Annotated in this window: 18 protein-coding genes and 6 pseudogenes; 13 read left to right on the top strand and 11 right to left on the bottom strand. The window is 57.4% G+C overall.

Annotated elements, in window-relative coordinates:
* Together AC2YI2_RS34325 and AC2YI2_RS34320 are read right to left on the bottom strand one after the other, a co-directional pair.
* Positions 1–200, bottom strand: a pseudogene (locus AC2YI2_RS34325) (transglutaminase-like cysteine peptidase); the annotation flags it as partial.
* A gap of 315 nt (positions 201–515) precedes the next feature.
* Positions 516–1,238 carry a helix-turn-helix transcriptional regulator gene (locus AC2YI2_RS34320; protein WP_487391010.1) on the bottom strand — a complete coding sequence of 241 codons (723 nt, stop codon included), beginning with the start codon at positions 1,236–1,238 and terminating at the stop codon, positions 516–518.
* Positions 1,239–1,687: 449 nt separating this feature from the next.
* On the opposite strand from AC2YI2_RS34320, the gene AC2YI2_RS34315 reads away from it, so the two are divergent.
* Positions 1,688–3,496, top strand: a complete 1,809-nt coding sequence (locus AC2YI2_RS34315; RefSeq protein ID WP_487391009.1) for a methyl-accepting chemotaxis protein — start codon at positions 1,688–1,690, stop codon at positions 3,494–3,496.
* Positions 3,496–3,974: pseudogene (locus AC2YI2_RS34310) on the top strand (chemotaxis protein CheW). The gene AC2YI2_RS34315 and the pseudogene AC2YI2_RS34310 overlap by 1 nt, the downstream one beginning before the upstream one ends.
* A 377-nt stretch (positions 3,975–4,351) precedes the next feature.
* On the opposite strand, the gene AC2YI2_RS34305 reads toward AC2YI2_RS34310, so the two are convergent.
* The 3 genes from AC2YI2_RS34305 to AC2YI2_RS34295 all read right to left on the bottom strand — a co-directional run bounded on the left by AC2YI2_RS34305 (position 4,352) and on the right by AC2YI2_RS34295 (position 9,269).
* Entirely contained in the window at positions 4,352–6,097 is a 1,746-nt protein-coding gene (locus tag AC2YI2_RS34305) for a sensor histidine kinase (RefSeq protein ID WP_487391008.1), read from the bottom strand.
* A gap of 297 nt (positions 6,098–6,394) precedes the next feature.
* Positions 6,395–6,796, bottom strand: coding sequence for a response regulator transcription factor (locus tag AC2YI2_RS34300; protein WP_487391007.1), 402 nt, complete (start codon positions 6,794–6,796; stop codon positions 6,395–6,397).
* A 7-nt stretch (positions 6,797–6,803) separates the two neighbouring features.
* The gene (locus AC2YI2_RS34295; RefSeq protein WP_487391006.1) at positions 6,804–9,269 is read right to left on the bottom strand and encodes a PAS-domain containing protein; all 2,466 of its coding nucleotides are present in this window, start codon (positions 9,267–9,269) and stop codon (positions 6,804–6,806) included.
* 544 nt (positions 9,270–9,813) lie between these two features.
* Here AC2YI2_RS34295 and AC2YI2_RS34290 point away from each other — a divergent pair.
* Positions 9,814–10,053 (top strand): annotated as a pseudogene (locus AC2YI2_RS34290) (transcriptional regulator); the annotation flags it as partial.
* A 34-nt stretch (positions 10,054–10,087) separates the two neighbouring features.
* Positions 10,088–10,885, top strand: coding sequence for a hypothetical protein (locus tag AC2YI2_RS34285; protein WP_487391005.1), 798 nt, complete (start codon positions 10,088–10,090; stop codon positions 10,883–10,885).
* Here the strand turns inward: AC2YI2_RS34285 and AC2YI2_RS34280 are convergent.
* Positions 10,852–11,745 carry a GlxA family transcriptional regulator gene (locus tag AC2YI2_RS34280; RefSeq protein ID WP_487391004.1) on the bottom strand — a complete coding sequence of 298 codons (894 nt, stop codon included), beginning with the start codon at positions 11,743–11,745 and terminating at the stop codon, positions 10,852–10,854. The genes AC2YI2_RS34285 and AC2YI2_RS34280 overlap by 34 nt on opposite strands.
* A gap of 329 nt (positions 11,746–12,074) precedes the next feature.
* Here AC2YI2_RS34280 and AC2YI2_RS34275 point away from each other — a divergent pair, with 329 nt between their 5' ends.
* The 6 genes and pseudogenes from AC2YI2_RS34275 to AC2YI2_RS34250 all read left to right on the top strand — a co-directional run.
* On the top strand, positions 12,075–12,683 hold the full coding sequence (locus tag AC2YI2_RS34275; RefSeq protein WP_487391003.1) for a class I SAM-dependent methyltransferase: 609 nt from the start codon (positions 12,075–12,077) through the stop codon (positions 12,681–12,683).
* Entirely contained in the window at positions 12,680–13,567 is an 888-nt protein-coding gene (locus tag AC2YI2_RS34270) for a DMT family transporter (protein WP_487391002.1), read from the top strand. Before AC2YI2_RS34275 ends, AC2YI2_RS34270 begins: the two co-directional genes overlap by 4 nt.
* 17 nt (positions 13,568–13,584) lie before the next feature.
* Positions 13,585–13,896, top strand: coding sequence for a putative quinol monooxygenase (locus AC2YI2_RS34265; protein ID WP_487391001.1), 312 nt, complete (start codon positions 13,585–13,587; stop codon positions 13,894–13,896).
* Positions 13,893–14,570, top strand: a complete 678-nt coding sequence (locus AC2YI2_RS34260; protein WP_487391000.1) for a DUF899 family protein — start codon at positions 13,893–13,895, stop codon at positions 14,568–14,570. The genes AC2YI2_RS34265 and AC2YI2_RS34260 overlap by 4 nt, the downstream gene beginning before the upstream one ends.
* The gene (locus AC2YI2_RS34255) at positions 14,548–15,771 is read left to right on the top strand and encodes an amidase (RefSeq protein WP_487390999.1); all 1,224 of its coding nucleotides are present in this window, start codon (positions 14,548–14,550) and stop codon (positions 15,769–15,771) included. Before AC2YI2_RS34260 ends, AC2YI2_RS34255 begins: the two co-directional genes overlap by 23 nt.
* 40 nt (positions 15,772–15,811) lie before the next feature.
* A pseudogene (locus AC2YI2_RS34250) lies at positions 15,812–15,889 on the top strand (hypothetical protein); the annotation flags it as partial.
* A 12-nt stretch (positions 15,890–15,901) separates the two neighbouring features.
* Here the strand turns inward: AC2YI2_RS34250 and AC2YI2_RS34245 are convergent.
* Positions 15,902–16,285: a hypothetical protein gene (locus tag AC2YI2_RS34245; RefSeq protein ID WP_487391012.1), complete on the bottom strand. Its 384-nt coding sequence runs from the start codon at positions 16,283–16,285 to the stop codon at positions 15,902–15,904.
* A gap of 90 nt (positions 16,286–16,375) precedes the next feature.
* Here AC2YI2_RS34245 and AC2YI2_RS34240 point away from each other — a divergent pair, with 90 nt between their 5' ends.
* The 3 genes from AC2YI2_RS34240 to AC2YI2_RS34230 all read left to right on the top strand — a co-directional run bounded on the left by AC2YI2_RS34240 (position 16,376) and on the right by AC2YI2_RS34230 (position 17,896).
* Positions 16,376–16,807, top strand: coding sequence for a hypothetical protein (locus tag AC2YI2_RS34240; protein ID WP_487390998.1), 432 nt, complete (start codon positions 16,376–16,378; stop codon positions 16,805–16,807).
* Complete coding sequence (locus tag AC2YI2_RS34235; RefSeq protein WP_487390997.1) at positions 16,770–17,141, top strand: hypothetical protein; 372 nt, start codon at positions 16,770–16,772, stop codon at positions 17,139–17,141. Before AC2YI2_RS34240 ends, AC2YI2_RS34235 begins: the two co-directional genes overlap by 38 nt.
* 410 nt (positions 17,142–17,551) lie before the next feature.
* The gene (locus AC2YI2_RS34230) at positions 17,552–17,896 is read left to right on the top strand and encodes a hypothetical protein (RefSeq protein ID WP_487390996.1); all 345 of its coding nucleotides are present in this window, start codon (positions 17,552–17,554) and stop codon (positions 17,894–17,896) included.
* 43 nt (positions 17,897–17,939) lie between these two features.
* Here AC2YI2_RS34230 and AC2YI2_RS34225 read toward each other — a convergent pair whose 3' ends face one another.
* The 4 genes and pseudogenes from AC2YI2_RS34225 to AC2YI2_RS34210 all read right to left on the bottom strand — a co-directional run.
* Positions 17,940–18,197, bottom strand: coding sequence for a DUF982 domain-containing protein (locus AC2YI2_RS34225; RefSeq protein ID WP_487390995.1), 258 nt, complete (start codon positions 18,195–18,197; stop codon positions 17,940–17,942).
* Positions 18,198–18,901: 704 nt separating this feature from the next.
* Positions 18,902–19,036 (bottom strand): annotated as a pseudogene (locus AC2YI2_RS34220) (FAD binding domain-containing protein); the annotation flags it as partial.
* A gap of 347 nt (positions 19,037–19,383) precedes the next feature.
* Positions 19,384–19,638 carry a hypothetical protein gene (locus AC2YI2_RS34215; protein WP_487391011.1) on the bottom strand — a complete coding sequence of 85 codons (255 nt, stop codon included), beginning with the start codon at positions 19,636–19,638 and terminating at the stop codon, positions 19,384–19,386.
* Positions 19,639–19,660: 22 nt separating this feature from the next.
* Positions 19,661–20,206, bottom strand: a pseudogene (locus AC2YI2_RS34210) (aminotransferase class III-fold pyridoxal phosphate-dependent enzyme); the annotation flags it as partial.
* Positions 20,207–20,270 lie beyond the last annotated feature (64 nt).

Raw genomic sequence — 20,270 nt, 5'->3', positions numbered from 1 at the left:
TGCCACCAGCACCTCACCCGATCGTCCAGATTGTCGAGCACGAAATCGCCCTGGGAGGTCCGGACCGTCAGAATTGCGTGGCCCGAGCCGTCGCGCTTCTTGACCACGGTAATCAGGAGATCGGATTCCCGAAACCCGCGCGCCTTTAGCTCCCGCATTTTCAGGAGTGCCACGTCTTCACAGTCACCAGCCGATCTTGGTCGACCGAAAGCTATAGCCAGGACCGGACATCATATACCCAGGACCCATCGCGGGGTTTCAGCGTGTCCCAATCGCCAAATCCACATTCGCTAGAGCGAGAGTCCTCGTGGTTTAGCCGCTGGCGACCTCTCTGGTAAATTCCCATCGCTGCCAGGCGGCCTATCGGTGCTGCAGTCCTCGGCGGAAGGAAGCAGCTCCTCCAAAGAGCTTGAACAATCGGGCGGAGAATTCCCATCAGGCAGTCCGGGGAAGGGACCGGGTGATGGAACGTTGAAGTCATAGCCCTAAGCAGCGCCCGCCGAGCAGTCTTTGCCCTACACGCGAATGATGTTGAGCCGCAGAGCGTTCACGACGGCCTGGGTTCTCGTTGAGCAACCCAACTTCTTGACGACACTGCTCGTCAGATTGTTTACCGTGTGCTCTGTAAGGCCGAGCAATTTGGCAATTTCGGCGCCTTTCTTGCCTCCAGCCGTGAGCTTGAGGCAATCCAGCTCGCTCTGCGTGAACTCAATGGGTCGATGTTTCTCCTTCAATGTGAGCTGCGAGAGACGATCGTAGATGTGGGTGGCTATGAACAACAGCTTTGCCAATTCGATCGTGCTGAAAGTCCGCGGCCCCGAGATCGACATCGCACCGCGACCACCCGCGGCGTCATGAACGGGAAAGTAGGCGCCTTTTTCCATGCCATATCGCTTGAAGAGCTCGATAACCGTGGACTTCTTGCCCTCGCTGCGATCAGCATTGATGGCTTCGACATCATAGTTAAATGGACCGGTCGATCTCAGCATCCGGCGAATGACCGGGCTGTCTATCATCAGGTTGTGGGCATCGTAGTAATCGACCATTTCCGCTGGCCAGTTGGTGATGATTTTTGTCGCCCCGATTTCGACGGTGTCGACAGTCGGCAGCGTCAAAATCAGGAAAACATTCATCCCAAGGTCCTGGGTCAGGCCCTTCAGATATTTGAAGACATCGTAGTGGGTGTTGAAGCTTGCAGTCAGTTTCTCAACGCGGTTGACCTCTGCTTCAAGTTGCATGTGCTTTTCCGATCTTGTCATCTCCCGGAACTTTGTGGCCCCCGAGCCGGGAGGAGCCTGATTCTATCCGAGTCCGTCACCCCGTGTGATTGCAGCGCAATTTGCAGGCATCGCATTGAAAGTGCAAGACCTTCCATCACCCGCGGAGCCGGATTGGGGAGCCGTCAACCCAATTAACAAATGGTAAATGAAACGTCATATTTTCTCCTTTCGAGTTGCGGTAAAACCGACGGTTAGCGCGCTGGATCACAACCACTGAACCTACCGCCACGCGGCGGACGGGAATTCAAGAACTCGATACCGAATTGAATTTATTGACCAATCTCTTGACAATAATCAGGCGCCAAACCGCTTAAAGAATACTTAAGCAATTAAGCAGATTTTACCTCTAGATTGCTCGCAGTGAGCAACGACAGGGCCGCTGCCCTGTAGTCTATTAGGGGCACAGGATGATGGGCATCGGTTTCGGTCTGGACGCAAAAGCAGTTCTCGCCGCAATGAGCAAATCTCAGGCAGTGATTGAATTTGACCTGACCGGCAAGATTCTCACCGCAAACGAGAACTTTTGTCGGGCGCTTGGCTATCAGCTGAGCGAGATCGTCGGACAGCATCATCGCATGTTCGTCGATCCGGCCGAGGCCTCGAGCGCAGACTACCGGGAATTCTGGGCAAGGCTCGGCCGAGGCGAGTTTGACAGCAAGCAATATAAGCGGATTGCCAAGGGCGGCAAGGAGATTTGGATCGAGGCGTCCTACAATCCAGTGATGCGCGGCGGAAAGCCATACAAGGTGGTGAAGTTCGCCACCGACATTACCGCGCAGAAACTCAAGAGCGCCGAAGATGCAGGCAAGCTTGACGCACTGTCGCGCGCCCAGGCAGTGATCGAATTCACGCCCAACGGCGACATTCTCACCGCCAATGAAAACTTCCTCAACACGCTCGGCTATTCACTTGGTGAAATCCAGGGCAAGCACCATTCCATGTTCTGCGAGCGGGACTATACCTCAACCGACGAGTACCGCAGGTTCTGGCAACGGCTCGCCGGAGGCGAATTCATTGCCGATGAATTTCTGCGGATCGGCAAGGGCGGCAAGAAGGTCTATATTCAAGCCTCGTACAATCCGATCCTCAATATGAACGGCAACGTATTCAAGGTTGTCAAGTTCGCCACCGACGTCACGGCTCGCGTCAACAATGTCGACCAACTCGCAGCGGCTATGCAGGCGCTCGCCGATGGCGACCTCACTCAAGATATTTCCATCCCCTTCATTCCCACGCTTGAGAAGCTGCGTGTCGACTTCAACAGCGCCGCCACGAAGCTGCGCGGCGCGATGCAGTCGGTCGCGGAGAATGCTGGAGCGATCGCCGCGGGTGCCCAGCAGATACGGTCTGCTTCGGATGATTTGTCCAAACGGACGGAGCAGCAGGCAGCCTCGGTGGAAGAGACGGCCGCCGCCCTTGAGCAAATCACGACCACCGTGGCGGACTCGAGCCATCGTGCGCAGGAAGCCGGTCAACTGGTCCAGAAGACGCGCGACAACGCAGAGCGGTCAGGCGGCGTGGTCCGGAATGCGGTCGATGCCATGGGCAAGATCGAGACGTCTTCGGCCGAGATCGGCAACATTATTGGCGTTATCGACGAAATCGCCTTCCAGACGAACCTGCTGGCGCTGAATGCCGGTGTCGAAGCGGCCCGAGCGGGTGATGCGGGCAAGGGCTTCGCGGTTGTCGCACAGGAAGTGCGTGAACTCGCCCAGCGGTCGGCAAAGGCGGCGAAGGAAATCAAGGATCTCATCAACGCCTCGAATGAGCATGTGAAGAGCGGCGTCAGCCTAGTCGGCGAAACCGGTAAAGCGCTTGTGGAGATTGTCGGCCAGGTTCAGCAGGTCAACGCGAATGTCAGCGCCATCGTCGAAAGTTCGAAGGAACAGGCGACCGGCCTCAAGGAGATCAACACGGCGGTTAATACCATGGACCAGGGCACGCAGCAGAATGCCGCTATGGTCGAGGAAGCGACGGCCGCTGCTCATAGCTTGGCGAGGGAAGCCGACAGCCTGTTCCAGCTGGTGAGGCAGTTCAATATCGGAACTGCTCCCTCGTCGCAAAATCCTCGCCGTTCGGTTCCGACTGGAACTCCAACCCCAGCAAGGCCAGGGGCGCGACCAGTCGTATCACCCGCCCGCCAGATGGGCGCAAAGCTCGCGACCGCCTTCAGTGGCAACGCGGCGGTCGCCGAGAACGAATGGAAGGAATTCTAATGGGTGAACGACAGCAGCCGACGACCGAACTCCATATGGGGGCGTTCGAAATCATCGCCTTTCGCCTCAATGGCCAACAGTTCTGCGTCATGACCACCACCATCCGCGAGATCCGCGGCTGGTCGCCCTCGACGCCAATGCCGCATTCGCCTCCCGACGTGATCGGCGTGATGAACCTTCGTGGCTCCGTCATTCCGGTCATCGATCTTTCCCGCAAACTCGGTATGCCGCCGACGGTCCCGAACGAGCGTAGTGCGATCGTCGTCGCGGATGTCCACAGTATGGTGCTTGGCCTGCTGGTCGACAAGGTTTCCGACATTCTCACAGTCCGCGGCGACCAGATCCAGCCAATGCCCGAAGTCGCAGCTCGCTTCGACCGGACGTTCTCGGGATCATTACCCACGATAACGGCATGATCTGTTTTCTCAATCTGGCCAATATGTTCCGGGCAACAGACATGGGATCGATCGCCGCGTAAGTAGGAACGAGAGGCGGGTGCGTCGCCGGGCTCATCCTTAGCGAGATGGAAGACGTCTTATGCCGCCATGTTTGCGCGCAAAGCCTATGCGTCCCTTCTCGGCAAACAGAATACGCGGTAGGCAACATTGTTGATGAGCGCCGATCCGACCCGGCCCAACGGCTCGAAACCGATCGTCTCGCCAATTCCGCTACTTATACAACTGCATGCTCTTAGAAGGGTAAGCCGGCCCAATGATCTGATGAGACCGGTCTTCGCTTCCGATAACGTCCGTGACCTTTCGCAGCTTGTTCGCGCATTGTTGGATCTAACAGCATAATCTGCTCCCGCGCACACCATCTTGATAAAGCCTAGGGATTCGCGGCTTTGTCATCCAACTACGACACGAATTCCACATTTACGACAGGGACCCGCAAGCGAAGCTTGAGACCGTCGGGATCGTAACGGACATCCACAGTGCCTTCGATCTGGCTGCCTAGCATCCGCTCGATCATCGTCGATCCAAAGCCGCTTTTCGCTGGCAGAACCACCGGGGAGCCGCCTAACTCAATCCACTCAAAGACGAGAAGCGGTTTCCCGTCGCTTCCGTCGCTCTCGACCCGCCAAACGATGCGAACCACGCCGTCATCCGATGTCAGGGCACCATATTTGGTGGCGTTGGTGCATAGCTCGTGGAGCGCCATCCCCAGCGCCAAAGCGGCCTTGGAGTTCATCACCAGTTCCGGGCCGGAGGTGGAAAACCGAGGCCGCGCAGCGATGTCGAAAGGCCTCACCGCCATTTCGACGACATCCCGAAGCGGTGCGGACTGCCACTCATCTTTCATCAGAAGTGCGTGCGCTTCTCCCATGGCCGCCAGTCTTTGGCTAAATGCCGCGAGCGTTGACGGCTCCACACCTGATGACTTGAATGACTGCCGAGCCACAGCTTGCACGGTCGTTAGAAGGTTCTTGACCCGGTGATCGAGCTCGCTCATGAGAACGTTGCGCTGCTCTTCGTCTTTCAACCTTTGTTGCCGGGCCAATACCAATTCGTCCATGTAGGCGTCGATCGCTGCACCGAGCTGGCCGAACTCGCCTTTCTCAGCTGACATTCCGGTTCTCGCGCTCTCGTTCTTGCCGCGCCATGCCTCAACGGTCCGCAGCAAATGCGCCACAGGCCGACGGATGGAGTATCTTCCGGTAAGGCTTGCCGATGCGAGCGCGACCGCGGTGGCCGCCACCGCGCCTGCCACGCCGTAGTACATGGCCCGTGTGACCGCGGCATATTCTGCTGCAGTCGAAACCTCGGCGCTAATGTAGAGCCCGAGCTTGTTTGCGGCAGGCGGGGAATAGGTAAGGATGCGTCGAGCGCCGTCCTGACTCCCGAGTTCAATGGTTCCCGCGCGTTGCGAACGGACGAGATGCTGGAATTCCGTGGGAATGGCAGTCCCGACAAACCGTTTCGAATCCCGGCGATGTGCCAGGATGACACCCTTGCGGTCGGCGATGGTGAGATTGCTTTCGGCCGCAAACGAGCGTTCCTGCAGCTTCCCGTCAAGCCAGTCGAGGTTGAGTGATCCTGCCACAACGCCCGTCACCTTGCCGGTGTCGTCGGTGATCGGCACCGATACGGGCAATACCCTTCGCGAGCTGACCCTGCCGACCGTGTATTCACCGACGGCCAACCTGCCGTTTAGCGACTCTTTCACGTAGTCACGATCGGCTAGGGATACGCCCACCCCCTTAGCTTGTTGCCAGCATCGGATCACACCTGAGCTGTCAAGTACCGCGATGCCAGCGAATTCGGGAAGCCGCCTTCCGATCCGGACCATGTAGCGGTTACATGCCGTGGGATCGAGGCCTTGAACGACGGGAGCGGCTGCGATGGCGAGAAGCGTGTTCTCGATGCCGCCGAGAAGGCGCTCCATCTCGACGGCCGCGAGCTGTCCTGTCCGGAAGGCTTCCGCATGGACCTCGCGTTCCTGGGCCAACCGTATGGAGTAGAGATTGAAAAAGAGGATCGTCGTCAGCGGTAAGACGGCCACCAACACCAGGACGAAGAGCCTTGTCGAAATCGATGACTGCGATTTGATTTTGCTTCTCCCGTTCGGGCAGAAAATGCGTCGCCCCGGTCGAAAATGCAATGATCGACTCCGCCTCTTCCGATTTGTCTCCACCGAAGCGAACCTCGCCGCTAGTGCGCTAAACCGGAAGGTCGCCTTCGGACGGGTAAACTATGAGCGTGTGAGCTGATCCATTTGCTGAGAGGCCAAATGCCGATTGCGACTGGTTCCGTGCAACACGATCCTCTGACGCCAAAATTGCACGCCGGTCCCCCGTCAGAGGGACATTCATCGACATTATGTCCGTTTCTATCCCTCAAGCCCGACTGGTGGACGAATATCGAATTGTGCCGCTTTGAGTCAGGCTAAGGCCCACTGTCAGAACACGCGCCCGGTTTTGCGGGCATTTTCAACCCTTTTCACGCAGCCTTCAATTTTCGCCATTAGGACATCGAAATCCACAGGCTTGACCAAATAGTCGTCCGCGCCAGCCCTCAATGCCTCTAGCATCACCTCCTTGCCAGATAGCGCGGTCAAGAAGATGAATGGCGTAGCTGCAAAGTCTGGGTAGTTGAGTTGAATTTCTGCGAGCAATTGCGTCCCGTCCATCTCCGGCATCGAGATGTCACAGATGACGATATCCGGCCATTTGGCAATTATCATTTCAAGGCCTTCCCTTCCGTTCGAGGCCTGGTAGGTCGTGAAGCCAGCGTCGCCTAATTCCTCCAGGATAAGATCCCGAACATCAGTTTCGTCTTCAATGCACAATATGCTGATCATAAGTCCCTCAGGGATTTGCGCGGGCTTGAGTGGCCAGCACTTGGCTGCTTGTTTGGGTAGCCCCTACGCTTGTTGGCACGGAACCGGCGATCGGCAACTTCACCGTGAAGACAGTACCTTCACCTTTCACACTATCCACGCGAATTTCGCCGCAGTGCAGTTCGACCACCTGTTTCACGAGATTTAAACCGATGCCGGTGCCGGCAATGCCGGTTGAACTTCTCGCGCGGAAATAGCGTTCGAACATCTTGGGCAGATCATCTGCATCAATTCCTATGCCTTCATCGCGGACGGTAATGTAGGCATGCTCGTCGCGCTGCCAGCCGGTCACATAAATATTCGGAGAATTTGGGGCGTATTTCACTGCATTGGAAAATAGGTTGGTGAACACCTGCTCTAACGCTGCACGGTCGCCGTAGATCGCCGACGGAAGCCGATCGAGATCGAACAGAAAGCGATGCGATCGCCGAATGCTCTCCTGGCGCGCGCTGCAAGTGCTGATGATGTCACGCAGCGCGCAGGGTTTTTGCAGAATTTCAATGCGGCCATGGTCCAGACGGCCCGCTGCCAGTATACTCTCCATCAGTTCCAGCATTCGGGAAACGGCGCTTCTTATTTGCTCGGTCTTCTCCTTAAGAAAATCCGAGGTAATCGCGTCCTTGCGGCGGACGAGACGTTGCGCAGCGCCGTCGATTATGGATAGGGGCGTGCGGAATTCATGCGAGGCCATAGTGACGAACTGCCGTTGCAACTGGTTGATCTGCCGCTCCTGCTCGAGCATCCGTTCGAGCTCCGCAGCCTGACGGGCAATCTCGGCTGTTCTGCAGCGGACCGTTTCCTCAAGCTTGTCACGATGTTGAAGAAGCGCTTCTTCTGCGCGTTTTCGTTCAGAAATATCAACGACGGCAAGCATTGTCGCCACGTGATTGTCGAAGGCAAGCTGGCTTGAGTAAGTGAGGACGTCGATCTGGGCACCATTCGCCTTTCGATGACGCTGGCTAGAATTGGCTTCCCCTTCGGCCCCAGAGCCTCCGACCGCAGCCTTGACTCTTTCGTGATCCTCCATTGAGAGAATGTCCAGGAGCGTCATGGAAAGAAAACGCGTGCGATCATAGCCGTAATGATCAATCGCTGCCTGGTTGACGTCTAGAAATCTAAGGCTTTCTGGGTCGTGAACCCACATTGGCAGCGGGTTGCCTTCGAACAACAGCCGAAAGGAGGCTTCTCGCATTTTGAGATCGGTAATATCGACACGGATGCCGATGCTTCCACCATCCGCAACGCGCCGTTCGTCGATACGCACCCAGCGGTTTCCCGGCAGGCGTTGCTCATGGCTGCTCTTGGGGGCGGCATGCCAAGCGACGCGTTCGGAGAGCCATTCTTCTTCACGCCCGATTGCTTCAGGATATTGCTGTCGCTCTAGCCCCGCACGAAGCCGGTCCTCGAACCGCATGCCCTTGAAAAGCGCGCCGCCACTTTCCGCATAGAGTTGTTCGTAACGGGGATTCCACATGACGAATCTGTCATCCGCATCGAACAACACCAAGCCTTCCGGCACAACGTCGAATGCCGACAGAAGGCGAGTGTGCGCGTCTCGCGTCTCCTGCTCGGCACGTTCGGCCTGGGCCCGGGCGTCAGCAAGTGATTTCTCGGCCAACCAGGCCTGGGTGATGTCCTCATGTGTGGACAGCCACCCACCGTCGGCCGTGCGCTGATGGTAGCCACGAATGATCTTTCCAGATTTGAGCTCCTTTTCCCAAGTCTGGGGGACCTCACCTGCATTCGTTGCATCGGCCCAGGCGAGATATTCTTGTGTGGACATCGTGGAGCAGCCATCGACTTCGTCACGCAACCGCAAGATTTCCGCAAGTGACTGCCCAACATACAGCGCTGCCGGATCGAGCCCGTAGACTTCCGCATATCGATCGTTGCACAGGACCAATCTGCTATCTGCATTGAACAGGCAGACACCTTGCCCCATGCTGGCGAGCGCCGTGTTGAGCTGTTCATTGCGCCTAAGAAGGTATTCACGAGCGCTTTGCGCAGTGAGTTGCGCTTCAACTCGAGCAACAAGTTCGGCGCTTTCGATTGCAGTTGAGATGCAATCTATTGCTCCTGCAGCAAAACCTGCACATCTAGCATTCGCGTCATCCGGCGGAGTGATTAAGATCACAGGAATTTCGGCCGTCGCACCATGTTTTCTAAGTTGTCGGCAGACCTCTAGGCCGCTCCCCCCAAATCCGAAATCGAGCAAAATCACACTGGGTTCGAGCTGCGCATCGGACGTTTCCAGCGCCTGCAAGCCGCCGTTTGTTGCTATGATTGTAAGGTCGTAGCCCACTAGAGAGGCTCTTATGTGATTGAGATTCTCGGCCGTGTCGCTTGCGATGAGGACCGTCTTGCGGACAACAGTCGCGTGATGCGCTCGGTCTTTTGCTCTGCCCTTCCCAACCGAAATATTCGGTGCTGACATCCGCCACTGTTCTCCATTGTCGTTCGCCCAAAGTGACGCCATATGTTGCAATTATATGCACTTAGCTTTTGCAGTCACTACTTTGGAGCGCATAAGTTAACGACTCGCTTATGAACGCCTACGACATATCGCTGTAACGAAGTTGGGGTTACCGGAGGCCACCTAACTTGTGAGCGGGGAGAAGGTGAACGGATTTCTCCCCGCGCATCACCGGTGCATTCACTGAGGCCGGTTGCACCACTATACCCGTCGGCATGTGGTGAATCGCGTCAATGTTTCACAAGCCGCATTTGTCGGAGCCGCATAGTCTTCTCGAGCCGCTGTTTGCGTTCGTTCTCTATGATCTCCGCGAACGCGCGTTCGGTTTCCTCTCGCCGCGAGTCGATTTAGCCCAATTTCGGCTGTGACTGTTGTTCTTGCTCGTCCATCGGCGGTTCCATGGGCATGCAACGAGTTGGAATCCACTCCCGACTATTTTGTTCCAGCCGGGCCAGCGCTGCGAAGGTGCTTGACAATAGTGGGCGAGATTCGCACAGACGGGGCTGGAAAGCAGAAGCGGGGACGCAAGGCGAAGTTGGTCGACAATTTTAGCCCTGCGAAGCGCACAGCCGTGAAGCGCGCTCCGAGGGCGGTGCAAGCGGCGCCTGCCGTGCCAGCTGTACCGAGCGATGAAATGGCGGATATCCTGCAGCTGGAAGCGGAGAACCAAAGGCTGCGTAAGCTGCTGGCGGAAAAACTTCGGGCCGAAAACGCTGATCTGCGCAAGCGTCTGAAGCTCGATTGATATCTGGCAGGCGGCTAGTCGCCGGCTGAACGGGATGAGTATCCTTGGTGACGGTCACGACCGCCGCCTGAGCGTCAACTCGCAGCCTGCATGCGGGGTTAAGCGCGAGGTCGAAGTGATGGCGTCTCCCTGGAAGTTTCTTGTCAGACTTGTGTCGCCACGACCCTTGGAAAAACAAGACGGCGGGGCAATCAAGGACGGAAAGCCGGACGTCTTGGCGATGGCGGAACCGCCTGAAATTCCTGTCAGGGAAAACGTCAAGATTGCCGATCAGCCGACACGCGGAAAGACGCAGCCTCTCGCTCAATCCGAACCGGTTTCTGCACAGCCTGAACCGCTGGCCGAAACTGGCCGCGATATTCAGTGCGAGGGGGGGAGTGACAGCGCGGAGGGTGTGGAAAACTCTGACCCGGCGTTGCCTGACATTGGCGCCACCCGCGCATATGCCGCTCCGAACGTCAAAGAAACTGTCAAAGCCGCGCCGGTCAAGGGGAGAGGCCGTGCCAAGAAGGTCGAAGCGGTTGCTGTCGTTTCACAGAAACCTCCAGTGGTTCCCACCGTTTCCGACGAGATAAGCCTGGACGAAGAAATTAAGGTTCTCCGGGACCAGTTGGAAAGTAAACTGCGACTGCAGAATGCTCAGTTGAAAAAGATGCTGGAGCGGTTCGACCGAAACCTCCACCTTGTCGGTCATAAAGTCCCACAAAGCGGCGTCTCGAAAGCCGACATCGAAATGGACTGGCGACACGGCATGTTTGCTCCTTCTTCCGACAAGAGCGCCATGCGCTGGCGTCGCTCTCAATCTGCTTCCACAATCGCCGGCTGTAACTGAAATCGTTGCCGGTAACGTGCGGCACTGACACCTGCAATGCGCTTGAACAATCGACGAAAGAAGGCAGGATCTTCGTACCCTACTTCGGCGGCGACATCGTCGACCGACATCGTGGTCGTCTCCAATATCTGCTTGGCTTCCTCGATACGGATTGCCTGCACGTAATCGACTGGCGCATAACCAGTCGCCTGCTTGAACCGACGCTTGAAGGTGCGCTCCGCCAGGCCGGATCGCGTGACCATGCGGGATACTGGGTTGGCGGCCTCGTAGTTCTCGGCAATCCACGCCTGGCAATCGGCTATGATGCCATCCGAATGTTGCCGTGGCCGAGTCATGGCTGCGAAGGGTAATTGGCCATCGCTGCGATTGCCGATTAGGAATATCTTAGAGACGCGCACGGCTTCGGCCGGCCCGCAATAGCGACCGATGAGATATAGCGCAAGATCCTGCCAGGACGATGCGCCACCGGTCGTGATCAAGCGGCCTTCGTAACCGCTCTCGCAGAGAATACGGTCTGGCCGGAAGCGTACCTTGTTATATCTATCACGGAAAAGGCCCGCAGCGCTCCAATGCGATGCTGCCTCCCTGCCATCAAGCAGGCCACCTTCGGCCAGCATCACCGAGCCTGAGCAGGTCGAGCATAGGGTTGCTCCTCGTTCGAGCTGCTGGCGCGCCCAGCCGATCTCTTCGAGCCACAGGCCATCCGGTCCATTTGGCAGCGGCAATTCGATATCACAGACGATCACGACGTCTGGCTTCTCGGTCTCGCTAATCGCGGCATGAGGAACGATTGGCGTGCCAGCCGAAGTCATGAAGCTACGGCTGTCGCGGGCGACTATGCGGGGTGAAATCGGCCGCACGCGATCAGTCTCTCCTGTGATTAGCGGCCATATGCGGCCGACCGAGCCCAAGACCTCATGTAGGCCGTAGACGGCCATGGGTGCTGTCTCGGGCAACGCAAGGATCGCGACTTGGAGCGGCGAGAGATCGAAGTGTTTCGGAAACATGACGGATTAAATGGCACGAATGCCCCGTTTTTGTCCATCCTGCCACTCAAGGCCAATCGCACTTACATATATTTTTTTTCTCGGTGCCGATCATGGCAACGACCAAAACGGAGAGAGTTATGACTGCAATCAACCACGCGACATTTGCCACAGAGCTCGGGGCTTGCGTCACGGAGGCAGGAATGAGCTCAACAAACCACTACATGACCAAGAATGGTCGGACCATCTCGTCCTATGAAAGCTATGCTGACCAATACGACAAGAACGTCGCCATCTATCCCGGCCCGCACGACGCTCAGGGCTTAAAGCGCCTGGCTGAATATGTCGGCGCTGGTGGCCAAATCCTGGAAGTAGGCTCCGGTCCCGGCCGAGACGCGGATTTTCTGGAGACGCTCGGCGTTACCGTCAAGCGCACCGACGCCACACGACGGTTCATCGAGATCCAGGCCGCGCGCGGCAAGACTGCCGAATATCTCGACATTATCACCGGGGATCTCGGCGGCCCATACGATGCCGTCGCTGCCCTTTGTGTCATCATCCACGTCCCGCGTGAGCAGACCGACATGGTTCTCGCCAAAATCACGCGCGCGCTTCGACCCGGCGGTGCATTTCTCGTGTCGATGCGGGATGGCGACGGCGAGACCGACGGCAACTACCACATGATCTTTTGGCGGCGGGACCAATTTGCGGAGCGGCTCGAGGCCGCTGGCATGAGGTTGATCTGGGATGCGTTCAGCATCGATACAGATGGAGAGGCCTGGAACACCTTTCTGGCGGTGAGGGCACCATGACCCGGCGCGGCCTTATGTACTTCGTCTTGCTCAGCGTGCTGTGGGGCGTTCCCTATCTGATGATCAAGGTTGCGGTCGCCGAAGTTTCCGTGCCATTCCTTGTATTCGCACGGGCAGCGATCGGGGCACTGGTTCTCTTGCCCTTTGCCTTCCTGGTGGGTGGCTTTGGCTGGGTGAGGACCAAATGGCTACCGCTCGTGGGATTTTGCCTGACCGAGATGATCGCGCCGTGGGTATTGATCGCCCATGGAGAGGTGCATATCGACAGTTCGACGGCTGGCATGCTCATTGCTCTCACGCCGGCGCTTACTGTCGTGCTTTCGAAACTGCTCGGGTCAGGCGAAGGATTTGACATCAGGCGATCGTCGGGCCTGTCGCTCGGCTTTTTCGGCGTGTGTTTACTGGCAGCCCCAACGCTGGGCGGCGATCTCCTGTCTGTCATCGAGATCGTGCTGGCGTCTGTCTGTTATGCAATTGGGTCGATTATCGCTTCGCGATGGCTAAACGACGTCCCAGCCGCGCAGCTCACCGGCCTTTGCCTTATAGGAGCGGCGGTTGTCTTCGCCTGGCCCGCGATACAGACTTGGCCTGTTCTTCCGCCGTCGAACACTGCGATAGCGTCAATCCTGGCGCTCGGCGTATTTTGCACGGCGCTGGCGTTCGCGATGTTCTTCCTTCTCGTCAGAGAAGTCGGACCCCAGCGCGCAGTCGTCATTACCTATGTGGCGCCCGCCATCGCGGTCGCTGCAGGGGTCGGCCTTCTCGGAGAGCCCCTCAACGGCGGCACGCTCGTGGCCTTCGCTTTCATTCTGTGTGGCTCCTGGCTCAGTACCTCAGGCGGCCGAACAAAGCCGTCTCCGACCTCCGCGGCGACCACAAACTGACCTCGATAGGAAAGGACATGGCCGAGGACGCACTCTTCATTCAGCATCGGACCAAGCCAGGCAAACGAGACGACGTCGAGGCGATCTGGCGCAAGCACATAAAGCCCACGGTCGCCGTGAATGACGATGTCGTCGATTTCTATGGCTTCGGTGAAGATCCGGAAAGCATCTGCGCATTCCAGAAATACCCCGATCGAGAAGCTACAACGGCGTTCGTCAAGACCCCGCAATATGCGGGGCATTACGAGGAAGTCTCGCCGCTCCTCCTGGGAGAACCCATCATCGCCGCTCTCGACGTCCAGTGGTCTAAATGGGGAGATCGGCGATGAGCGCTCCAGTGGATCAAGTCTACTTGTCGCGGCGGGCCTGCGTGCATTGCAGAGCCGGCGGTGATGGTGGGCGTGAACAACCGCTCGCCTTGCCGCCGATCGTCTCGATCGGCGAATGGAACCGGATGCGACGGCAACTCCTCGTTACAGAGAAAGAAGCCACGAGAATGTTCGACCGGCTCGCGGCGGAACGCGGGCGATCGCCAATGACGCCAATCGAGAATGGCTATGAGTTCGAAGGTACTGAAGGCTTTCAGACCCTTGTCAATCTGTTAGAGGGCCGGCGCCAATTTATCGTTTATCACATCATGCACGCCCCTGACTGGGAAACACCTCGCCCCGGCTTCTGCCGGCGCATCGACGACGTCGGGCACCTCGCACCTCTCAACGCGCGGGACACTACCTTCGCCGTGGTCGCAGGGTCGCCCTACGAGTGCCTCGCCGCCCTGTGGTCGCGTAGAGGGTGGACTATGCCGGTTTGGTCGTATGGCGATAGTCACTTTAATGCCGACATGGGCATCCCAGGAGATGAACGACTTCGGGATCACCGTCTTTCTCCGGGACGATGCTGGCGGCGTCTATCGCAACTATTTCTCGGACGGTCGCTGCGTCGAGCCGGCCGGTTTTCGCACTCTGAACAGGGAGGACACTATGTACTACGCCAGCATTCGTGAATTAAGCAATGAAATCCATATAAAAAAGATATCACCGGTCGAGGCGGTTGAAGCATGTTTGGTGCGAATCGAAGCGCTTAATTCCTCCTTAAATGCCTTTATCACCGTGCTGGGCAATGAGGCGCGCGACCAGGCAAGAGCCGCAGAAGCGGAAATCAAGGCAGGTAAATGGCGAGGCCCGCTACATGGCATCCCGGTGGCTGTGAAGGACTTTTACGACGCCGAAGGTGTCAAGACGACTGCGGGGTTTGAGCATTTCAAGAGCCGCGTGGCAAGCGCCGATGCTGAAGCCGTAAAGAAGCTGAAGCAGGCTGGTGCAATCATTCTAGGCAAGACCAATATGGACGCACTGGGGATGGCGACGACCGGGCTGACAAGCTTCTTTGGGCCCGTGCGCAATCCATGGAATAGCAACTATGTCGCTGGTGGCTCCTCCGCAGGATCTGCGGCGGCTGTTGCTGCCGGGCTCTGTTACGCGACCGTTGATACCGACGCAGTTGGTTCGGTACGCCTGCCAGCTGCTTGCTGCGGGATAGTTGGATTTAAGGGCAGCTATGGTTTGATCAGCACCAAGGGCATTCTAGGCGACGAGCCTGTTGATGAATTCATTCGGTGGATGGGGCATGCTGCGATCACGACGCGCAGTGCCTGCGATACAGCGCTCTTACTAGATATACTATCTACCCAAGGTGATAGGACGCTTTTCTCAGACATCGAAAAGCCCGACAAGGCAATTCGAATAGGCGTCGGCAACAATGTTAAATGCACTATAGAGGTTAAGCAGAAAATTGACAGTGCCGTGACTACTCTACGGGACGCAGGATATGAAATAATTGATATCGCAGTGCCATTTGGCGACCCCGACCAGGACAATTTTGCCAGTATAGAGAATGACCGAAAAAATATTGTAGACAAAGCATTTGTGGAAGTTGATGTTATCGTGCTTCCGACTCTCGACTCGACTGTTCCTACGGTCAAAGAAGCTGTAAGGAACCCTTCGCAAGGGGTTGCGGCCGAAAACACTGCATTTGCCAACTACTACGGTCTGCCGGCTGCCAGTATCCCATGCGGGTTCGACATCCATGCCATGCCAATTGGCTTGCAGATCGTTGGAAAACCCGGGGGCGACCGCACCGTCCTGAATGTGGCGTACCAATACGAACTGGCGACTAATTTTGCGTCAAGGCGTCCGCTTGTTTAGTTGGTTTTCTACGATCTGACTTTCGCTGAGGAGGCGATTGATGTTTGAGCTTCCTCATCTGCAATACGTTCTCGCGGCGACAGAGCAACGCAGCTTCCGCCGTGCCGCGCGCTGCCTGTCCGTCGAACCCTCAACGATCAGCCGTCGCATCCGTGATCTGGAAGACACCTTCTCGATGCTGTCGAGGACCCAAAACACGTTCGGCGGGGTTCGCTTGGTTGAAGCGGGTCACACGGGCCACCAGCTTGTCGAATTCGCTGGCGGCGACTTCACCAAGGTTTTCCAGCCCGACGGCCTTGCAGAAGGCCGCGACGCGCTCACCGGGGCCGCCAAGCTTCTCGACCAGGATCTGGTGCTGGTTCTGTGACAGGAACGCATCAGGGCGGTTTCCGTCATTATCAGCCTGCACCATTTCCGTGGTGACGATGTTGAAGGCTGCGCAGGTCAGGTATCCGATCGGTTCGCTAGCCGATTTCGCGATATGTCCGGATAGGCCGCTCACTTTCTCAGTCATCGAAATCTCTCCATTTGACCTCGACACTGCCGCCAAGAGGCCATTGACTCTCAAAGCAGGTCTGTCAATTCTCGACCGGGAGGATCTCAAATGGCGCGAGGACTTGACGACGTGGCGAGGTTGCGTCGCTTAGCGAGAACCTTCGATTTGGCAATTGAAGAAGTCGGCACGTCTCGGCAGTTTCGATATGTGCTGGTCGACCGCAACCGGAAAACGATTGCCGGAAGTGGCGGGGCGACTGCCTTGGAGGACCTGAGCGAAATCGAAAAGCACCTCCTCTCGATGGAGATCGACACGGAGCTTGCTCGTGCTGAGGCAGCGCGCCCGCACGTGGTCACCACCGTGACAGTGTTCACAAGAGAGCTGACGCGGAACTACTCTGTTCAAACTGAACAGCAGCTTATTGACCTTCTCAGGGCCAGATGGCGGCAGCATGGACTGTTCTTCAACGAGGTATATCTGGAGAAACCGCCGCGGGGGCGTCATGGGATTGCTGTCAATTATTGTTCGCGCCCTTTTTAGTTGCGGTTCGCGTCAAAGACGAGAGGCGCGGGCAAGCACTTCCTCGGCCTTGGGTCGAAATACGCTGGCCAAGCCGCCATATGCGACAAGCCTCGAAAAGAGAGGCGATTACCGTACACTAGCCGCCGGCCTACTGGCCGCCTCTTCCTTTGCTTTTGCTGCCGATAACAATGGCGGCAAAAACAACAACAATGGCGGCAAGGACAACATGACCACTGGTAGCATCAACGACCCCGTGCGCCCGGATATGGAAGACGCTGAAAAGTGCCGCGAGCATGTCGCGGGTGGGGCGCCGTGCCAGGAGCCCGGAACCACCATGGACTCGCAGCAGTAGTCATCGTTGGTGATGGAACGACAACGAGGGCTTCGGCCCTCGTTTTCTCTCGACGACCCGGTGGGGCCGGGCCGCCATCGATTGCCAGCCTCATGTATGGCAGACAGCTCCGCTCCGCGCCCGTGTGCTGTACTGCCGTCAGTGATCTAGATGGAGAGTTGACATGGCCGCTCAAGCGAAAATCGTACAGAACCGGACGACCATTTTCGAACCTTATGAACTTGAGTACTTCTTGCAGAAACATCCGATTTCAAGGAAAGACGCGACGCGTATCCTGCATCTGCACCGTAGTGACCGAGATGCATGCGATCGAGCCGCTTTCGGGATGACGCGCAACAGCTGAGCACGGACGTTGGCACCGGCCGTTCAGAGCGCCGCATGGGCCGAGGACATAAGACGAGGGATAGAGGTTGAACGCCAAAGAGAAGAATATTTTCGAAGCCTACGGTGTCGCAGACTTCCGAAAATCCATTGCCTCTTACGACCTGATCGTATGCCCACGGGAACCCGTAAAGGTCCGGGTTGTTATCTTTGAGCTGGGGGATGGCACTTTCTCATACCGCAACAGCCACCATATTGCCATCCCGGGATACGGCGCATTTCTCTCCAGCTCGATGCAAAATCCAGCCGTGACGCCGGAGCAGGCTTTGGAATTTGCCCTAAAAGAGCTTCTTTTCCACTACGAAGACGCGATTGAGAAGGGGCACACGCCGTCCGCCAAGTGGTTTTCAAGGACGCCTGGATTTGATGCGTGATTTCGAAACCGGCCACTCCCGCGAGAAGCGGCCGGCTGTCCTCTTAAGCGGCCCTTCCGTCATCGAGTATCAGCGCATCTCTTGCAGCATCGATGAAAGCTGACCGTGCCGCGGCCCGCGCCGTCATACAGTCGACAGTGTCGCACGCCAATATCGCGCGAAAATACGAAGGGCCGTGTGCTCCGTCGGGCCAACTCGTCATTAGGTGCTCGTATGCGTAGGCGGTGGTCGTCACGGTATAAACGCGTCCGCCATCTGAATAGCGGATATCGACAGGTGCATCCCAAACTATTTTGCTCACTTGCGTTCCTCGATTGAAAGGGGAACGGAGTCGACCAGAAGTTGTTCCGACATCTATCGATTGGGGAGTCGCGGAGATGCCCGCCGCAGGTCCGCGACTTCGCCAAGGCGCGCCGGACAGACGGCGTGGCCGACATGGTGCGCCTGACGGCGGCTGGGCGGCCAGGCTATAAAGATGCGCGCAACCCCGCGACCTCTCGCAGCCAGGCAGTTACGGCGCGGTGCCGGTCCAGAATGGCTTCAGTTCCTGGTGCCAGTCATACGCATCGGCCGACTCCAGTCTTTGTCGGTAGGCCACGATCTCGCGCCCTACGTCAATGAGCTGACTGATTAGTCGATTGTACCCTGCGTCCAGCACTAGCCCCAAAGCGATCGACTAGCACAGGGTAGTGGCGCCAAACGCTCGGTCTTCGGGTAAGTTCCTGTCGCGCTCGTCCTGGCGCTGAGTACCCTCCGCATGTTCATGTTTTAGTTCCCAAAGCTAGCCCTCGAATTAGCGTTGACTCACGGAGCTTTTGCCGTAAACACGAAATGTCTACGAGAAAATGAATGTGGAGTCCGTCTCGCTTCCGCGCCTCCTGTTGCTGAAGCTCAACCTCGCCTCGCCGATCTTTGACACGATCGAAGAGCGCAAGGCACTTTCGCTTGCCATCGACCGCGCTGGACTAGCGCAGGCGGTGCTCCGTTACCCAGCGGCGGCAACGCAAGTTCAGGCTCGACAAAGCCACCCTTCATTCTCACCAGCAGATCGCTCCCGCCGGCTAGAATCGTGGCCTTGCCCGACGCTTCGGCCAGCAGGCCAACGACGTCCTCTAATGAACTCGCGCGAATATAGCGCAAAGCAAACTCCTGGTAATAATTCCGGGACAGAAGCGTATTTCAGGGACGGAACATCAAGTGATGGAGGGCCGCAATGCTCCCAGCCTGGATTTGTTCTTCCAACGCTAGTGGACGCGCTGAACGGTTGCAAGCCGGAGTCATCCTCCGGGCTGGACGAACCCGCAACGCGACACTCAGTTCATCGGCCCACTTCAATGTATCGACATTTGTCTGAGCGCGTACTGTTCTGGCCGGCGCTGCGCAGACCCGACGAAAGCACTGTTTGGAGCGACGACCGCTCGATCCGCTACTGATTGGCTTGCACACTGGATGTCAGCCGCTGTCAATCTCTCGCAACTTCCAAGGTTCTACCGTCCAACCCTGCTGAGAGCACGGTTGAGAGCAACAAGGAAGACATCGACGTCTCCGGGCTGGCAGATAAGCGGAGGACGCACCTTGAGTGTATCTTCGTTGGCTCCCGTCGTGCTGATGAGCACGCCCTCGTCTCGCATTGCATTGACCAGATCCAGAGCCATCGCACGCCTGTCCGGCGTTGGCATCTCCGCAGGTCCGATGTCGATGCCGAAGAAAAAAGCCTGCATTGCGGACTGCACGAACGCCATTATGCTTCCTTGATACCTCCTCCAGTCCGGCGCTGAGACGCGTGCTCATGGCAAGCGCGTGTTGAGGGATTTTGTCGCGGTGGAGGATCTCCAACACGGCGTCCGCGGCCGCTATTCCAACCGTGTTGCCGGCGAAGGTGTTTGAGTAGCGGGCAATGGCGCCGAACCGCTCCATCGGCACCTTCCGACCAACCACTGCCCCAATCGGAAACCCGTTACCCATTGGCTTGCCCAGAGTTACGAGATCAGGAACGATTCCGTGCCGCTCAAAGCCCCACATATGCGTTCCGGTTCGCCCAAACCCCGGCTGAACTTCGTCGGCGATGACGAGACCGCCTGCATCCCGCACCGCTGCAGCGCCACCGGCAATGAAACCGGGAGGATCTACCCAAACGCCGTCGCTGGAAAAGATGCTGTCGATGAGCAGGGCGGCGACGCCTATACCGCGACGATTCAGATCCAGTATGGCCGAACGAACCTGCACCTCGAAAAACTCGGCGGCTTGCGATTCTGGGATGCCTGCCGGGCCGGGCAGAGCAACCATGCGCACGTAGGGGCTGAGTTTCACCGCGTCGCCCAAGTTCGGCGAAACCGCCGCTACTGCCGCACTCGTGCCGTGATAAGCGTACGAG

The sequence above is a fragment of the Rhizobium sp. SRI_017 genome, from assembly GCF_057586295.1.
Note: the sequence above shows the minus strand (reverse complement) of the source record. Positions and strands in the feature narration are given on the sequence as shown.

Excerpts from the sequence above, each read along its gene's own strand:
- AC2YI2_RS34320 (WP_487391010.1), bottom strand. The coding sequence starts at position 1,238 with ATGCAACTTGAAGCAGAGGTCAACCGCGTTGAGAAACTGACTGCAAGC.
- AC2YI2_RS34315 (WP_487391009.1), top strand. The coding sequence starts at position 1,688 with ATGATGGGCATCGGTTTCGGTCTGGACGCAAAAGCAGTTCTCGCCGCA.
- AC2YI2_RS34300 (WP_487391007.1), bottom strand. The coding sequence starts at position 6,796 with ATGATCAGCATATTGTGCATTGAAGACGAAACTGATGTTCGGGATCTT.
- AC2YI2_RS34295 (WP_487391006.1), bottom strand. The coding sequence starts at position 9,269 with ATGTCAGCACCGAATATTTCGGTTGGGAAGGGCAGAGCAAAAGACCGA.
- AC2YI2_RS34285 (WP_487391005.1), top strand. The coding sequence starts at position 10,088 with ATGAGTATCCTTGGTGACGGTCACGACCGCCGCCTGAGCGTCAACTCG.
- AC2YI2_RS34275 (WP_487391003.1), top strand. The coding sequence starts at position 12,075 with ATGAGCTCAACAAACCACTACATGACCAAGAATGGTCGGACCATCTCG.
- AC2YI2_RS34270 (WP_487391002.1), top strand. The coding sequence starts at position 12,680 with ATGACCCGGCGCGGCCTTATGTACTTCGTCTTGCTCAGCGTGCTGTGG.
- AC2YI2_RS34265 (WP_487391001.1), top strand. The coding sequence starts at position 13,585 with ATGGCCGAGGACGCACTCTTCATTCAGCATCGGACCAAGCCAGGCAAA.
- AC2YI2_RS34260 (WP_487391000.1), top strand. The coding sequence starts at position 13,893 with ATGAGCGCTCCAGTGGATCAAGTCTACTTGTCGCGGCGGGCCTGCGTG.
- AC2YI2_RS34255 (WP_487390999.1), top strand. The coding sequence starts at position 14,548 with ATGTACTACGCCAGCATTCGTGAATTAAGCAATGAAATCCATATAAAA.
- AC2YI2_RS34245 (WP_487391012.1), bottom strand. The coding sequence starts at position 16,285 with ATGACTGAGAAAGTGAGCGGCCTATCCGGACATATCGCGAAATCGGCT.
- AC2YI2_RS34240 (WP_487390998.1), top strand. The coding sequence starts at position 16,376 with ATGGCGCGAGGACTTGACGACGTGGCGAGGTTGCGTCGCTTAGCGAGA.
- AC2YI2_RS34235 (WP_487390997.1), top strand. The coding sequence starts at position 16,770 with ATGGGATTGCTGTCAATTATTGTTCGCGCCCTTTTTAGTTGCGGTTCG.
- AC2YI2_RS34215 (WP_487391011.1), bottom strand. The coding sequence starts at position 19,638 with ATGGCGTTCGTGCAGTCCGCAATGCAGGCTTTTTTCTTCGGCATCGAC.